This is a genomic window from Thermoleptolyngbya sp. C42_A2020_037 (assembly GCF_015272455.1).
Lineage (GTDB): Bacteria > Cyanobacteriota > Cyanobacteriia > Elainellales > Elainellaceae > Thermoleptolyngbya.
Genome location: NZ_JACYLP010000056.1, coordinates 175,494 through 191,218, shown reverse-complemented (window position 1 = coordinate 191,218; position 15,725 = coordinate 175,494). Strand labels below are relative to the sequence as shown.

The 15,725-nt window shown below is 58.9% G+C and carries 11 protein-coding genes; 3 read left to right on the top strand and 8 right to left on the bottom strand.

Going from position 1 to position 15,725, the window contains the following annotated elements; genetic code table 11:
- Window positions 1-157: 157 nt before the first annotated feature.
- The 7 genes from IGS16_RS20495 to IGS16_RS20465 all read right to left on the bottom strand — a co-directional run bounded on the left by IGS16_RS20495 (window position 158) and on the right by IGS16_RS20465 (window position 7,583).
- A complete protein-coding gene (locus tag IGS16_RS20495) occupies window positions 158-676 on the bottom strand; it encodes a hypothetical protein (RefSeq protein ID WP_297088661.1) in 519 nt (172 codons plus the stop codon).
- Window positions 677-942: 266 nt separating this feature from the next.
- A complete protein-coding gene (scpB, locus tag IGS16_RS20490; protein ID WP_297088659.1) occupies window positions 943-1,461 on the bottom strand; it encodes an SMC-Scp complex subunit ScpB in 519 nt (172 codons plus the stop codon).
- Between the two features lie 16 nt (window positions 1,462-1,477).
- Window positions 1,478-1,987, bottom strand: a complete 510-nt coding sequence (locus IGS16_RS20485) for a hypothetical protein (RefSeq protein WP_297088656.1) — start codon at window positions 1,985-1,987, stop codon at window positions 1,478-1,480.
- A 515-nt stretch (window positions 1,988-2,502) separates the two neighbouring features.
- Window positions 2,503-4,878, bottom strand: coding sequence for a single-stranded-DNA-specific exonuclease RecJ (gene recJ / locus IGS16_RS20480; RefSeq protein ID WP_297088654.1), 2,376 nt, complete (start codon window positions 4,876-4,878; stop codon window positions 2,503-2,505).
- 54 nt (window positions 4,879-4,932) lie between these two features.
- The gene (locus tag IGS16_RS20475) at window positions 4,933-5,235 is read right to left on the bottom strand and encodes a hypothetical protein (RefSeq protein WP_297088652.1); all 303 of its coding nucleotides are present in this window, start codon (window positions 5,233-5,235) and stop codon (window positions 4,933-4,935) included.
- Window positions 5,217-6,239, bottom strand: a complete 1,023-nt coding sequence (locus tag IGS16_RS20470; protein WP_297088650.1) for a ParM/StbA family protein — start codon at window positions 6,237-6,239, stop codon at window positions 5,217-5,219. Before IGS16_RS20470 ends, IGS16_RS20475 begins: the two co-directional genes overlap by 19 nt.
- Before the next feature lie 327 nt (window positions 6,240-6,566).
- A complete protein-coding gene (locus IGS16_RS20465; protein ID WP_297088647.1) occupies window positions 6,567-7,583 on the bottom strand; it encodes an alpha/beta fold hydrolase in 1,017 nt (338 codons plus the stop codon).
- 158 nt (window positions 7,584-7,741) lie between these two features.
- Between IGS16_RS20465 and IGS16_RS20460 the strand changes: the two genes are divergently transcribed.
- Together IGS16_RS20460 and IGS16_RS20455 are read left to right on the top strand one after the other, a co-directional pair.
- The gene (locus tag IGS16_RS20460) at window positions 7,742-9,847 is read left to right on the top strand and encodes a protein kinase (protein ID WP_297088645.1); all 2,106 of its coding nucleotides are present in this window, start codon (window positions 7,742-7,744) and stop codon (window positions 9,845-9,847) included.
- A 134-nt stretch (window positions 9,848-9,981) separates the two neighbouring features.
- On the top strand, window positions 9,982-10,386 hold the full coding sequence (locus tag IGS16_RS20455) for a VOC family protein (protein ID WP_297088643.1): 405 nt from the start codon (window positions 9,982-9,984) through the stop codon (window positions 10,384-10,386).
- A gap of 79 nt (window positions 10,387-10,465) precedes the next feature.
- Here IGS16_RS20455 and IGS16_RS20450 read toward each other — a convergent pair whose 3' ends face one another.
- The gene (locus IGS16_RS20450) at window positions 10,466-12,496 is read right to left on the bottom strand and encodes an ABC1 kinase family protein (RefSeq protein ID WP_367185836.1); all 2,031 of its coding nucleotides are present in this window, start codon (window positions 12,494-12,496) and stop codon (window positions 10,466-10,468) included.
- Between the two features lie 265 nt (window positions 12,497-12,761).
- Here IGS16_RS20450 and dnaK point away from each other — a divergent pair, with 265 nt between their 5' ends.
- Window positions 12,762-15,725, top strand: a complete 2,964-nt coding sequence (gene dnaK, locus IGS16_RS20445) for a molecular chaperone DnaK (protein WP_297088641.1) — start codon at window positions 12,762-12,764, stop codon at window positions 15,723-15,725.

Genomic DNA, 15,725 nt, shown 5'->3' with positions numbered 1-15,725 from the left:
GATGGTCAATCGATTAGAAGATGAATCACATACAGCGTTTTTGAAGCTAGTGAGGCGCACGGATGGTCAATAAGCCCTTGCCTCGTGAGGGCAGCATGTGCCTCACCCCGCAAGAAAATGCTGTATTCCAAGGACAGGAATGATGCCGACCCAGAGATTACGGTTGTCCTGGCTGAACCGTGCCATTGGGATTCGCCATCGGATCAGGGTTCATAAAATCTGGGGTCATAGAATCCGCCGAGCTTTCGGGTGCGCCCATCATCGGATCAAGAGACGGGTCAGCGCTCTGGGGAGGGGCCGTTTGGGGGGCAGTTTCAGGAATCGTCACGTTGACATCCGGGGGTGGAGCCTGCTGGATATTTACATCGGGGGGTTGAACGTTCACCTCAGGGGGCTGCACGTTCACTTCGGGGGGAGCGGCGGGTTCTACCTGGGGCTGGGTATCGCTGCGCTGGGCCAGCGCGATAAATAGGGTGGTAAAGCCGGCGATCGCCGCCAGCATCAGTCCGAGAAACAGACCCCCGGAAGTATTGGCATTGTCTCGCGCAATCTCGGCCTGGCGACGAGCTTCGTAAGCATGAAGTTCGCGATCGCGCAATTCACGATTTTGCAACTCAGCGTTTTGCATGTCTCGAATGCGGGCCTCGTTCTGCCGACTATAATCAGGGTTACTCATGGTTTATCACCTCAGCTCATCAAATGGGTTTTTCCTGGGATTTCAAACCGTTCCGAACCTTGCTTACCCGCCATGAGTCGGCTTATGACAGAAGCCTGTTCATCGCTGAACGCTTCCATTCCAAAACCAATCTCAAAACCATCTGGTAGAAGTTCCGAAACATTACACATTAAGGTAGCCGCCTAGTTGTATAAAGCGGCTCTACCGCAGGCCGGGAAGCCATGTCGTTCCCAGGGCTGACGTAGGGCAGCGATCCAGGCATAGGGTCAGGCTTCGGGAAGCGCAGCATTTGCCGCAGTGCTGGAGGCGTTGCTGAAGGGTTGTGGCAGCGACTCTAGCTGAAAATATTGATAAAACTTGTCGGTGATTTGCAGCCAAGACGAGCGGCTATCAGCTTTGCGGCGCTTACGGACAAACCCTAGCTCCACCAACTCCTGAACGTGCTGGTAAGCCCCTGATCCGCGCAGTTCGACCAGATCCGAAAGCGTCAGCGGGCCGCGCAGGGCGATCGCCGCCAGTGTCCGCAACGCACCCACGCCCAAATCCACAGGCACCAGCTTTTGCAGCAGCGGTTGATAGGCTTCGCGAAGCTGCAAGCAATACCCCTCTGGCGTTTCCACCACTTCTAGTGCTCCGTCGCGCTGGGCGTAGTCGGTCATTAGCTCAATCAGCCCTTCCTCGGCACTGGGGCGATCGCATCCGGCATATTCTGCAATTTTGGCCAGCGTCAGCGGCTGCCCTTTCAGATACAAAATGGCTTCAATTGTGCTGGACAGTCGAGACATAGATCGCGCAGGGCACCTACGAAATGTCGGGCAAGCTGGCAAAAAGCTGCTCTACAAGCTGAGCCGTTTTAGCATCGAGCTTTTGCCAGTCTACATCGCCTGTGTCGTCGAGTAAGCTTGTATCTACTTCTACCACCACGGTGTCGGTTAGGCTCAGCACAGGACTGTAGTTGCGAAAGCAGATCTGATAGCACAACTGCCAGAGGTCGATATTCACCTGATGGGCCTGATGCTGGAGACACAGCACGTAGCCCGGATGGGGCTGGGGCAGACGCGACAGCGCTTCCTGGAGGTCTGGGGCTTCTTCTGGAGTGGCGGATGCCAGCCGATGCTGAAGCGCTAGCACCTGCTGCTGTGTCTCCTCCGATACGCCATCGGGCCAGATGGGGTCGTTGCGGTAGGTGCTTTTCCAGGGCGACTGTTCCAGGGCTTTTCGCAAATTATCCAGCACCCGAATAAACACAGGCTGCATTAGCAGATTTGCCTGCTCCCAAGCGGCACGGCTGGCGAATTTAGGCTGGGTCATGGGAATCTGTCTGCGGGTCTTTGGAAAGCCGTTTCAGGGGCTTATTTTCAGGGAGTTATTTTCAGGGAGTCATTTCGGCACAGGCGAATGAGCCTTGTTTATCTTCACACGAGTCTTATGGGGTTACACTCAAACTCTACAGTTCCTTTATGAAACAACCCAGGCGATCGCCGTAGGATGAAGCTATTAACGGTGTTGCCTGCGCGAATCCACTGAATTTCCTTTTCAGTTGCTCCTATTCAATCACGTACGCTGAATCACGTAGGATGCGTTGGGTTTAAACCCCGCTTTTGAACTTGCTGAAAGGCTTTCAGGGTGCTTGCTTGCACAACGTTCATGGTTAGCTGAGAGGGTGCAGATAGAGGTTGATTCTGAGTCGTCATGCTGTCTGCACTCTTTTTCTTGAGGTTTTGTGCTGCTTTTAAGGTTGTCAGAGTCTTTGCTCGCTCCAACCGCTGGCTCCAACCGCTGGCTTCCAGCATTTGACTCTGGTTATCTGACTCTGGTTTCGAGAATTAAGAGGCGATCGCCCGAATCGTTGCAATCGGCACAGTCGCAAAGTACTGTCGCCGAAATTGTTCTTCTTCAACCGCCGAGAGAAACGCCTCAATGGCCTGATTCACTTGGGCCGCTGTTGGCGACTGGGTGGACGAATCGGCTGGATTCCACTGAAATTGCAGCCCATTGGGGAGGGCTGTGACCGTTATTCCCAGCACCTGCAATGCCTGAATTCCGGCTCTCAGCGGGCGATCGCCCAGCCCCAGTTTTCGTAAAAGCTGCGATCGCGTTGCGACTTGCCCTGTGCGGCTGAGATACTTTGCCAGTCCCACCAGGGTTTGCCAGGATTCTAGCGGGTCGGTAGCGGGTGGAACTGGGTAGGCGATCGCCAGCCGTTTGCCGTCGTGCCGGGCCTTTCGCCCCCACACGCGCAAATCGTCCCACTGGGTCGGGCAGTCGGTCATCACCAGCACGTTTTCTGCGTCGGCCGCGCCTGCCAGAAGTTCGGACTGCCCGCGCCAGTCCAGCAGCCAGTCTGGTTCAGCAGGCATGGCCGCAGCCCACTCGCCCGCCGCCGGCCGAACCGCCATCAGCCGCACCTCGTAGCGCTTGCGAAACGGGTTGAAATCCATCTGCACCAACGCATCGCACGGCCCCGGCGGCATCTCGTCGCGATAGTGCCCCCACCACACGCCAGGAAATTGCCCGGTTTCATCCACAAGCTCAAACTCGGTTTTGATGTAACGCACCTTGCGCTGCTTGAAATCGCGGATATTTTCATTGCGGACATTTTCAAAACGGCACTGGCGAATCAGCAGGTTGGGCGTGGGGTTGCCCATGCCGCAGGGTTCCAGCAGTTTCAGCGCTTGGAACAAGTCTTTTCCCAACTGGCCCACGGTCACGATCAGATCAACCGGGAGCGCAGGCGGGGCAATCGCCCCTGATATTCCCACCTGCTGCCGGAGTTGCCGATTGATGCCATCCGCAAACAGCGGAATGTTTTCCACAGGCAGACTCAGCCCCGCCGCCAAGGGATGCCCGCCAAACCCACTGAGCAAGTGCTGCTGACTGCTCATCAGGTCGTAGAGATCAATCTGGTTCACAGAGCGGGCAGAGCCTCGTGCCAGCTTGACGCTACTGGGCGAAGACTTGGGGGCATCCGATGCAGCGGGTTTGGAAGCTGCCAATGGTGCGGCGCTGCTAAGCAAAAGGGTTGGACGGCCATATTCCTGAGCAATTTGCCCCGCTACCAGTCCTAGAACGCCCACTGGCCACTGCGGATCTTCTAGCACAATTACGCCAGTCGTAGACAAATCCATCTGGCTCAGCCGCGCCGAGACTTGTTTGAACAGATCTTGCTGGAGGGCGCGGCGGCGAGTGTTTGCCAGTTCTGCTGCCTCGGCAAGCTGGCGACAGCGGCTCTCGTCGCGGCTGGTCAATAGCTCCACGCCGTCGCGGGCATCGCCCTGGATGCGGCTGATGGCGTTGATGCGCGGCCCCAGCCCGAAGGAAATATCGGTAGGGCGATCGCCCGCCTTTTTGCAAAATTCCAGCAGCATCGCCACGCCGGGGCGCGGGGCCGTTGCCACGTCCTGGTTTTTCTGAAGCTGAGCAATGCCCCGCTGCGCCAGATAGCGGCAGTCGCCCCGCAGTTCCACCAGGTCAGCAATTAGCCCAATCGCCACCAGATCCAGCAGGGTATCCAGCGGGCGCGTCGGCACGTCGGGCAGGGTTTCGTACAGCGCCTCCACCAGTTTGTAGGCAACGGCAACGCCCGACAGGGTGGCGAGGGGATGATCCGCAGGCAGGCTGCGGGGATTGACAATGGCCACCACAGGCAGACGCTGGGTCAGCAGCGTGTGGTGATCCGTCACAATCACGTCCAGCCCCAAGCGATTCGCATGGTCGATCTCTGCCAGGCTGGTGCTGCCCGTGTCGCAGGTGACAATCAGGCGAACACCTGCCGCCGCCAGTTGCTCGATGCCGCTGTGGGTCAGCCCGTGGGATTCTGTCAGACGATTGGGGATGACATAGGAGAGGCGATCGCCCTGAGGAAAAAACTGTCCCAGCCCCTCCCACAGCACCGCCGTCGCCGTAATCCCATCGGCATCAAAATCTCCCCAGATGGCGATCGCCTCCTGCCGTTCGTGGGCCAGCTTCAGACGGGCGATCGCCCTCTGCATTTCTTCGCCAAACGCAAAGGGGCTGGTCGGCGCATAGCAATTGGGGTCGAGCCAGCCCGCCAGCGCCGCTGAGTCGCGAATACCCCGCTGCCAGAGCAACTGGGCAGCATAGGTCGCCATGCCATCGGGTGCATACTCCGCCGCTGCCTGCACAAACTCGGCGGGCGGCGACTCATCGGGTGGAAGCTGCCAGATTGCCGACTCAGCCATGCAGAACGATCCTCCAGGGTCAGGCTCCCATTTTAGACTCCAGAGCAGCGGCCGTCAGGCTCCCAGCAGTTCATCCAGGGCATCCAGCGCTTCGCAACTGCCACCGTTCGCCAGAGCCAGCGGGTCGAATCGGCGTGGCGGAGTCCAGGTGGGGACGTGGGCCGGGGCGATTCCCGTTGGGATCGCTTCGCGAATCGCCGCGCCAGGAAACGGCTCCCGACCGTGCAGATAGTCATCGGCATAGCGCCGGAATACTGCCTCCACCGCCGCACGGGTGTTCTTCAGCCCCCACTCAGCAGCAATTTGCTGCGCCTTTTCCAGCACATCCGCACTCAGTCTTACTTTGTTGTCATGCATAGCTGTTGATCCATCGACATCGAGTACAAACCGCGAACATTGGCAAACTGTGGGTCGCCCATGACGGCAAAGAGCTTGCGCCCCTGGAGCCGCTCGGCAATCAGGTGAGTACTGCCGCCCGTCACCAAAAAGCGCGTCACGCGGGGCATATAGGGGTTGTATTGCGATCGCACGGTTTGGAAAATACCCTTAAACCAGGGGTCGAGATGCTCCTCCAGCCAAGGGGCCCACGTTAGCTCCGTGTCGGCGTAGGTATGCCCAGCCCGAAACCCGTCCATTACAATGCTGGGGTCGGCGCTCGTGCCCAAAGCCGAGGTGAGTCGCTTGTCGAAGCTGATGGAAGCCGCCAGTTCGTACGCACCACCGCGATCCATGACGTTTTCATCGATCACTTCGCCCTCGGCATCCACCAGCCGCGTTAGCCAAGTGCCGCCGCCAATATCGACGACGATGGTAAAGCCTGCATCGGGAATCATCCCTAGTTGCCGCGCGTAGTGATACGCACCCATGCCTTCGCGTTCTACCTCTACGCTTTCCACCATGACGCGATAGTCCAGCCCGTTGCGCTTGAATTCATGCATCCCGATGAGTTGCTCTCGAATCGCGTCTCGGCTTTTGGCGGGTTCTGGCGTGGAGGCGTAGACCTGCAAGGCAAACTCAGTGCTGCCATTAAACGGTTCCAAACAGGCGTAGAGATGCAGGCGCGACAGTTCCACCTTATTTTCCACGACCGTCTGCTGCTGGCGGCGGTATTTATAAGCCTGTGCGCCAAAGTGAACGCGGGTGCCGTCGGGCAGCTCGATCAGCGGCGAAGCGTCGGAATAGCTGACGGCATCGCGCCCCGACGGCAGGTGATAGCGAACCGAGCGAATCGCCTTGGGATGACCGTTGCCATCAAAAAATTTGAGGTCATAGTTGCCTGCATCCAGCGCCAGGGTGCGCGTGCCGCTTGGGGAGATTGCAGGGGGTTTACTTGCCCGCCTTGCTCTGGTACCTGTAGTCATAGAGCGTTTGTTTTCACTCGTTGAGTTTGCTGAGGCGGTACGTGGGGCAGCAGAGTGCTGGAATGGTCTCTGGGATTGACTCTGGGATTGATTCTGAGCTTTGAAGATCAGCCATCCAGAGGTTCCGTTTGTCCCCATCTGTACCCATTTGGTGTTTGATACAAGTGTACTATATCATTCCCATCCCAATTTTGGAGCGGGCGATCGCCCCCATCGACCCTACCCCACATCACCAAACGCGCCAAAGCCAGCGCCCTAGCAGTACAGACGCACTCTGAAAAAGTTTGAGAAAGTTTGAAAAAATGTAAACCGACCGGGGAACTGGGGTCAGGCGCTAGGGCTTGACGGCGGGTTGGTTGCGCCAGCGTTCACGGCTCTAGCGTTCACCGCTCCAGCATTTACTGCTCCAGCGTTTGCTGCTCCGGCATTTACCTTGCCAATGCAGTGATCGACCCACGCCAGGATTTCTCGATTGACTCGGTCGGCGCACTCGTCGTAAGGACAGTGGCCCGCATCGGGCAGTTCAATCAGCTTTAGCCTGGGATTCATGGCCGGAAGCTGACGACCCCATCCCAAAGGAATCACCCGGTCTTTTTCTCCCCACAGCAGCAGGATCGGCAAATCGACCGCTTGCAGCAAGGCTTTTGTATTCGGGCTAAAGTCTGTTTGGGTGCGGGCCTGCACCAGCCGACAGAGGACTTTCGCTGCGCCGCGATCGCCCGCCGGAATCGTAAAGCTCTGCACCAGCTCGTCGGTAATGGCTTCGGGGTTGGCATAGACCGCCCGCAGCACCGAGCGAATCACACCTGGCCGCCGAATCACGCTGAACAGCGGCTTCAGCAGCAGCGGCGACGAGAAGAAAGATTCGATTTCGCCTACAAAGCTTTGCAGCTTACCAGGCAGCAACTCTTGGCGAGACGCGGGCAAGGTGAGCAGGATTAATCCCTGAACCAGAGCCGGATCAGTGGCGGCGATCGCCAGCGCCACCAGCGCCCCTAGCGAATGCCCCACCAGCACCACCGGCCGCCCCACAATCTCGCGGCAAAAGTCCCGCACCTGCGCCATCCACAGGTCTACTTTGTAATTTGCCGCCCCTTTTTCCGACGCACCAAACCCCAGCAAATCCAGCGCATAGACCGTGTGATGCTGGCTCAGCGGCTCCAGGTTCAGCCGCCACTGGGTCAGCGCTGCCCCAAACCCATGCAGGAATACAATCGGCACGGCATCCGGTGAAGGGGTTTGCGCCCTTAGATAGGTATAGCGAATCTGCCAGCCGCGCCATGCCCAGTCGCGCTGGGAGCCAAGCTGCGTGTGCCAGGGAAGCTGCGGAGACAAAGCAGGCATAGCGATCGCTAATGGAAACAACCTCCTCTTCATGCTATAGCAAGGGGTAAAGGGTTAGGGGTCAGGAGTCACGAGCGAAGCAGTACAGTATTCTGGTAGGTGCTTGGCGTTGAACCCAAGAAAACACCGAATCTGAGCTTGATTGGGGAGAGTCCGTTTTGCTTCAGACTGCTCCCAGACTCATCTTTCCCAAGCCCTACCGCTCCCAGGATGCATCACCGCCCGACGCTATGAGCCTCTGCATCAATCCCCAATGCGCTGAACCCAATCACCCCGGTAACGACGGCAGCCGCTTTTGCCAAAGCTGCGGGTCGGATCTGGTGCTGCGGGAGCGCTATCGCGTTATGCGGCTGATTAGCGACAAAAGCGGTTTTGGTCAGGTGTATGAAGCCTACGAGCGGAATGTACCCAAAATTCTTAAGGTGCTGAAGGAAATCCACAGCGGCCACAGCAAAGCCGTCGCCCTGTTTCAGCGAGAGGCCGTAGTGCTGAGCCAGTTGCGCCATCCGGGTGTGCCTGCGATCGAGCCAGATGGCTACTTCCAGTTTTTGCCGCGCGGCAGCGAATCGCCACTGCACTGCATCATCATGGAAAAAATCGACGGGCCCAACCTGCGGGAATGGATGCGGCAGCAGGGTAACCACGGCATTAGCGAGGCGCAGGCGCGAAAGTGGATGCGGCAACTGACGGAGGTGCTGCACTTGGTGCATGAGCGCAACTATTTTCACCGGGATATTAAGCCCGAAAATATTATGCTGCGGTCGAATGGGCAGTTGGTGCTGGTGGACTTTGGCGCAGTGCGCGAGATGACTGCAACTTATCTAGCACAACTGGGCGGCTCCGAAGGCGTGACCCGCATTAGCTCCGCAGGCTATACGCCGCCAGAGCAGGAAAAGGGGCAGGCCGTTCCCCAGTCCGACTTTTACGCGCTGGGGTGGACGTTTATTTACCTGCTGACCGGGAAGCAACCGACCGATCCTGATATTTACAATCCCCACGACAATAGCTTCCGCTGGCGACAGTTTGCGCCGCAGGTGTCGGAACCGTTTGCCGACTTTATCGACCACCTGATTGCGCCCAAAGCGAGCGATCGCCCCAATAGCACCCGCGAGATTCTGGAAGACCTGGCGGCGATCGCCCCTCCCAGCAACCTGCCCCGCGTCCAAGGGCTGGCTTCATTACCCCCAGAAAATATCTCCTCACCCAAGACGACCGAGCTTCAGCCTGCACAGACTCACGCTCAGCGCACCACACTCCGCTGGAAGCGTCCCTGGTTCTGGGGCAGTGCAGCAGCGCTGCTGATTGGGCTGGCAGGCTGGGGCGGCTGGCAGGTTTATCAGCGTTCCAGCGGTGGAACCGTTGCCGTGCAGTCGCTCGTCTCTAGCGCTAGCTTGGCAGAACATACCGGATTCATTAATCACGGAGTGTTTACTCCGGACGGGCAGCAGCTCATTACCTGTGGCGCAGACCAACAAATCATCGTGTGGGACGTGGCAACGGGGCAACCCCTCCGCACGCTCAAGGGACACAGCAGCTACGTGAACGTGGTCGCGCTGAGCGGCAATGGGCAAACGCTGGTGAGCGGCGGCGCAGATAATCAAGTCCTGATTTGGGATTTGCCCAGCGGCACAATCCGACATACGCTGACCGGCCACACGAACGCAATAAACGCACTGGCGATCGCCTCGGATGGAACACTGATCAGCGGCAGTGCGGATAGCACAGTGCGAACCTGGAACCTGGCAACCGGACAGCCAATTCACACCCTGGAAGGACACAAAGGGTTCATCAATGCGATTGCTGTTAGCCCCGATGCCCGCACAATTGTTAGTGGCGGTACAGATTCAGATATCATCGCTTGGGATCTGGAGACTGGAACGCCACTGCGAACGTTTACAGGATTTACAGGAGCCATCAATGCGATCGCCCTTACGCCGGATGGAGTCGAGGTGCTGGCGGGCGGCACAGATCGAACAATCTATCGCTGGAACCTGGAGACAGGCGAACTGGGCAAACCGCTGACGGGTTCGGCTGGGTTTATCAACACGCTGGTGGTGCGCGGCGACGGCAGAACCTTGCTCAGCAGCGATGCCGAAGGGCAACTGACGCTGTGGAATTTGGTAACCGGAAAACCCACTCACATCTTTGCCGGCGAGGGAGCGCCCCTCGACCATGCGATCGCCAGCCCCGACTGGAGAACCATCGCCACGGGCAAAGGGTTCCGCACGGTACGTCTGTGGCAGCTTCCAGACGACGTGTTTTAGACACGTGTTTTAGACACTTTCCAGACAATTTCAGACGTTTTTTAAATTTTGAATCTGGGTTGATCAATCCGACCCAATCTCTGCTAAAGTTCCACCCTTTAGTAGCTGTTTTTTAATACTTTGGCAGGATAATTATGCTTTACACCGACTACGCCACGCTCACCCTGTCCTCGCCCAATCTGGCACGGTTGCGGCAGTTCTACCGGACGCTCCTCGACATCGCTCCATCGTTCGAGTTTCCCAACACCTACGTCGAATTCCAGATCGGTCTGTTTCGGTTTGGCATCTTTCAGCCCAAACAGGAACATGCCGGAGAATTCGCTGCCTCCCACAGCGGCGCAATGAGCCTGTGCCTGGAGGTAGATAACCTGGAGCAGGCGATCGCCGCCGTAGAGGCTGCCCATAGCGCGATCGCCGCCGCCCCCCCACGCCCCGCCAGCCCCATCATTACTGACTTCCACGGTCGCGAAGCCTACGCCTACGACCCCGACGGAAACCGCCTCATTCTGCACGAGTCGAGGCATCCCGCAACGTTCTGAGCCTTGCATCAGCCTTGAAGACGAGACGGCTCGCTCTGGTTCGTCTTCAAGGCTGGTGGTTTCATCAGCGGGCGATCGCCTATGCCGAGCGGCGGGCGGGTAGTGCCAGGTTGCCGCTTCCGTTGCCGCCCATTGTGCTGCTTAGCACCTTACCGTTGCGATTCAGGTGGCCGCTGGCAGAAGGAGTCGGCTGGGGCGGCTCCTCCGGCAAGAGAAATTCGCGGATGAACCGGGCTGCGGCCCGCTGGGCCAGCCCGCCTGCAATCTGCTGGCCCATGCGCTGAGTTTCAGGACGCAGCAGCAGGTTTGGCACCACAGGGAGAAGCTGAATCGGGTCAAATCCGGGCGTATCGCGCAGAATGTTGAGAATACGGCTCAGGTGTTCCAGGTTTTGCGACTCGGCCGGGGGCGGCGCGGAACCGTTGCCCAGACCGATGCGATCGCGCAGAGTAGCAGTCAGCCGCTGCATCGTCATCTGCCCATAGCCGTCAATCCCTTTGACAATCTCCTCCACCAGATACTCGCGAATAAACTCGCCGCGCTCAGAAAACAGGAAGTTTAGCGCCTGATCCACCGCATAGTTCAGGTCGTAATCTGGGCTGTCCTTGGCGTTCTTCAGCAGGTTTTCCAGACGATTCCACCGGAAGCTGCCGTCTTTGAACAGCAAATCCTTGAGGGAGGAGCGCAGTTCTGGCGACGGATCGGTTAGCAAGCGCTTAGCAATATAAGGATAGGCCTTGCTCAGCACCTTGAAATTGGGGTCCACGTTGATGGCGATGCCTTCCAACGTCACCAGCGACCGGATAATCAGTGCGTAGTAGGCAGGCACGCGGAACGGATAGTCGTACATCACCTGAGAAAGCTGGTCGGTGATGCTCTTGAAGTTCAGTTCGGCGACGCTCGACCCCAGCGCGTTGCTAAAGACCGCAGCCAGTGCCGGAATAATCGGGGTCAAGTCGGTATCCGGGGTCAAAAATTCCAGCTTTACGTAGTCTTTCGCCAAGCCTTCAAAGTCGCGGTTGACCATGTGAACCACCGCCTCGATCAGCCCGTAGCGCTGGGGAGCCTGCACCTCACTCATCATGCCAAAGTCCAGATAGGCGAGCTTGCCATCGGGTGTCGCCAGCAGGTTGCCAGGGTGCGGGTCGGCGTGGAAAAAGCCATGCTCTAGCAACTGCCGCAGCGAACACTGCACACCCACTTCTACCAGATAGGCCGCATCGATGCCCTGGGCGGCTAGCTCTCGCGGCTTGGTGAGCTTGGTGCCGTTGATCCACTCCATCGTCAGCACGCGCTGATGGGTATATTCCCAGTAAATCCGAGGCACATAGATGTCAGGAATTGCGCCATAAAGCTGAGCAAACCGCTCGGCGTTGCGCCCCTCCTGGGTGTAATCCATCTCTTCAAAGATGCGGGCCCCAAACTCGTCCATGATGCCAACGAGGTCGCTGCGGATCTGCTTGAAGGTATTCGCCGCCCACATTGCAGCACGGCGCAGAATGTAGAGGTCAAGCGTAATACGCTCCGCCAGTCCGGGACGCTGTACCTTCACTGCCACAATCTCACCCGTCTTCAGCTTGCCTTTATAGACCTGCCCTAGCGAGGCGGCGGCAATTGGCTCTGGGCTGAGTTCGGCGTAGATATTCTCGGGGCGATCGCCCAATTCTTCTTCAATAAACTGAAACGCCACTTCGTTGGGAAAAGGCGGCAACTGGTCTTGCAGGCGAGTCAGTTCTTCCAAATAAGCGGGCGGCACTAGATCAGGGCGAGTAGAGAGCGCCTGCCCAATCTTGATGTAGGCGGGGCCAAGCTTGGTCAAAATGTCGCGCAATTGCTCGGCGCGACGCTGCTGTTTTTTTTCGGTCTGTCCCCACTGCTTATCCCACCACAGGCCCAACGCAAACAGAACGAAGGGCAGCACAATGCCAATCATTCGCCCCATCACTGGCAGCGGACGGGCCCTGTAATATTCGGCGATCGCCATCGGGTCGTAGCGCACTGCTGGCATCTCCGACGAGTCGTAAGCGGACTTGAGGTGGTCTTCGATCGACAACGGACGAGCAAGCACCGCATCAGGGCGGACGGTCGCGGAAGTCTCAGCAGTTGGCATGGGTTCCAGAGCGGAATGAAGAGAAGATTCGCCTCTGTTAAGCATTGTAACAGCGAAAATCTGGCAACCCCTCTATCTTGCAGGGGGAATTGCCCCGCGAATAGCCGATCGCCCGTAATCCAAATGGCGGAAAAACCGTCACCTACAGGTCGCTGATATCGCTGATCAGTCGCTGATCAACTGTGCAGCGGGCCTTGCGTTGGCAAGATAGAATGAGTTATCAGTTCTCAACATTTGGTGAAATCCGCGAGGAGCGTTGCAGCGCATGGGCAAAGTCGTAGGCATAGACCTGGGCACCACAAACTCAGTCGTCGCCGTGATGGAGGGTGGCAAGCCCGTCGTGATTGCCAACGCAGAGGGAATGCGGACGACCCCATCGGTGGTGGGCTTTAGCAAAGAAGGCGAACAGTTGGTAGGGCAGATGGCGCGGCGGCAGGCAGTGCTAAATCCCCAAAACACCTTCTACGGCGTGAAGCGGTTTATTGGTCGGCGCTACAGCGAAGTCAGTCCCGACTCCCGGCGCGTGCCCTACACCATCCGCAAAGACGAGAACGGCAATATTAAGATCAAATGTCCTCGGCTAGAGCGCGACTTTGCGCCAGAGGAAATTTCGGCAATGGTGCTGCGAAAGCTGGCGGACGAGGCCAGTCGCTACCTGGGGCAGCAGGTGACAGGCGCGGTGATCACAGTTCCGGCCTATTTCAACGACTCGCAGCGGCAGGCAACGCGAGATGCGGGGCGAATCGCGGGCCTGGACGTTTTGCGAATTCTAAATGAGCCGACGGCAGCTTCTCTCGCCTATGGGTTAGAGCGGCGCGATAGTCAGGTGATTCTGGTGTTTGACCTGGGCGGCGGCACGTTTGACGTATCGATTCTGGAAGTAGGCGATGGCGTGTTTGAAGTCCGCGCCACCAGCGGCGACACCCAGCTAGGCGGCAATGATTTCGATAAGAAAATCGTGGACTGGCTGGCAGAGCAATTTTTAGAAAAAGAAGGCATTGACCTACGACGCGATCGCCAGTCTCTCCAGCGCCTCACTGAAGCGGCCGAGAAAGCCAAAATCGAACTCTCTGGGGTCAGCGTCACAGAAATCAACCTGCCCTTCATCACCGCCACGCCAGAGGACGGGCCGAAGCATCTAGAAACGCGCCTCACCCGTTCGCAATTTGAGGGCATGTGTACCGACTTGCTGAGCCGGATGCGCGGTCCGCTGAAGCAGGCAATGCGCGACGCGGGGCTGGCACCAGACGACATCGACGAAGTGGTGCTGGTGGGCGGCGGCACGCGGATGCCAATGGTGAAAAATCTAGTGCGATCGCTCATCGACCGAGAACCCAGCGAACACGTCAACCCCGACGAAGCCGTGGCCGTCGGCGCAGCAATCCAGGCGGGCATTTTGACCCAGGAAGTGGGGATGCGCGACATCCTGCTGCTAGACGTAACGCCGATTTCCCTCGGTCTAGAAACCATCGGCGGCCTGACCAAAAAGCTAATTCCCCGCAACACGACGATCCCTGTCCGCCGCTCCGACATTTTCTCTACCTCTGAGAACAACCAGACGATGGTAGAGGTTCACGTCGTCCAGGGGGAACGCGAAATGGCCGCAGATAACAAGTCCCTTGGCCGCTTCAAGCTGCTGGGTATTCCCCCCGCGCCGCGCGGCGTGCCCCAGATTTCGGTATCCTTCGACATCGATGCCAACGGCATTTTGCAAGTCACCGCCGTAGATAAAACCACCGGTCGCGAACAGGGCATCACGATCCAGGGCGCATCCACCCTCAGCGAAGCCGAAATTCAGAAGATGATCCAGGATGCGGAGCGCAACGCCCAGCAAGACCGGGAGCGGCGCGAACGGGTAGAAAAGCGCACCAAGGCCGAAGCCCTGACCTATCAGGCGGAGCGACAACTGCGCGAAGTGGCGCTGGACTTTGGGATGCAGTTTGCCAGCCCCTATCGCCGCAAGATCGAGGCGCTGATCAAAGACCTGCGCGATGCCCTGGCGAACAACGACGAGCGCCGCATCGACACGCTCGAAGCTGACCTGCGCGATGCCCTGTATCAGCTCCAGCAAGAGGTCTATCAGTTTGACCGGGGCGACGAAGATGAGGGCTTCTTTAGCTCGCTGAAGCGGACGCTGCTGGGCGACGACGACGAGTTTGACGAAATTCCGTCCTATCGCGGCAGCCGTGACCCGTGGGACGATCGCCCTGCGGCCCGCCGCGACCCGTGGGATGACCGGCCGCCCGTTCGTCGCGATTCCTGGAGCGATCGCCCTGATCCCTACAGCAGCCGCCCTGCGGCCCGCGATCCCTATAGCAGCCGTCCTGCCGCCCGCGATAGCTGGGACGAACCCCGCGATCCGTATGGCAGCCGCCCGGCGGCACGAGAAAACTGGAATGATCGAGGCGGCGATCGCCCCGATCCCTACAGCAGCCGCCCCGCTCGTCCTGCCAGTCGCGACGCCTGGGACGAGCCACCGCGCCGCCCGGCCCGCGATTCTTGGGACGAACCCCAGCGACCCGCCGCCCGCGATCGCTGGGATGAGCCGCCGCGTTCTGCCCGCTCGTCCAGCCGCGATTCCTGGGACGAACCCCAGCGCCCTAGCCGGCCCGCCCGCGACGCCTGGGATGAGCCGTCGCGCCCTAGCCGTCCTGCCAGCCGTGATTCCTGGGACGAGCCGCGTTCTGCCCGCCCGCCCGCCCGCGATCGCTGGGAAGAGACCGCCGACCGCAGCCGCGACTCGCTCGAAAGCCGTCCCCGCGGCAATGGCGATCGCTGGGACGACAGACCCAATCGCAGCCGCGAATCTGGAAACCGTGAGATGGGACGGGAAACTGGACGCGAAATAGACGCTTCGCAGGGCGATTTTTCCGAGAGTCGCCGCCCAGAAAATCGCCGCCCAGAAGCCCGCAGCCCAGAAGCCCGCAGCCGTCCAGAGCGGGAAGGACTGAACCTGCGGACTCCAGAGGCTAATATGTCTGACCCAGACAGCCGCGACTCCATCAGTCTCGATCCGTGGGACGACGCGCCCAAGCGCCCCCGTCGCGAACCAGCAGGAGACTGGGAAGATCCGCCCGCTGACGCACCAACCGACGAATCGGTAGACAAGCCAGAATATAACCGCCCAGCGAGTCGCCCCAGCGACGACACTCCCCGTCGCCACCCGCAAACTGGCGAGATTCCCCGCAGCCGGGGCGTTTGGGATGAGGACGAAGACGAATGGCTGTAG

What these genes read in the sequence shown, in the direction of transcription:
- recJ (WP_297088654.1), bottom strand. Translation starts at nt 4,878, where the DNA reads ATGGCTGAGTCGGCAATCTGGCAGCTTCCACCCGATGAGTCGCCGCCC.
- IGS16_RS20495 (WP_297088661.1), bottom strand. Translation starts at nt 676, where the DNA reads ATGAGTAACCCTGATTATAGTCGGCAGAACGAGGCCCGCATTCGAGAC.
- scpB (WP_297088659.1), bottom strand. Translation starts at nt 1,461, where the DNA reads ATGTCTCGACTGTCCAGCACAATTGAAGCCATTTTGTATCTGAAAGGG.
- IGS16_RS20485 (WP_297088656.1), bottom strand. Translation starts at nt 1,987, where the DNA reads ATGACCCAGCCTAAATTCGCCAGCCGTGCCGCTTGGGAGCAGGCAAAT.
- IGS16_RS20465 (WP_297088647.1), bottom strand. Translation starts at nt 7,583, where the DNA reads ATGCCTGCTTTGTCTCCGCAGCTTCCCTGGCACACGCAGCTTGGCTCC.
- IGS16_RS20475 (WP_297088652.1), bottom strand. Translation starts at nt 5,235, where the DNA reads ATGCATGACAACAAAGTAAGACTGAGTGCGGATGTGCTGGAAAAGGCG.
- IGS16_RS20450 (WP_367185836.1), bottom strand. Translation starts at nt 12,496, where the DNA reads ATGCCAACTGCTGAGACTTCCGCGACCGTCCGCCCTGATGCGGTGCTT.
- dnaK (WP_297088641.1), top strand. Translation starts at nt 12,762, where the DNA reads ATGGGCAAAGTCGTAGGCATAGACCTGGGCACCACAAACTCAGTCGTC.
- IGS16_RS20455 (WP_297088643.1), top strand. Translation starts at nt 9,982, where the DNA reads ATGCTTTACACCGACTACGCCACGCTCACCCTGTCCTCGCCCAATCTG.
- IGS16_RS20470 (WP_297088650.1), bottom strand. Translation starts at nt 6,239, where the DNA reads ATGACTACAGGTACCAGAGCAAGGCGGGCAAGTAAACCCCCTGCAATC.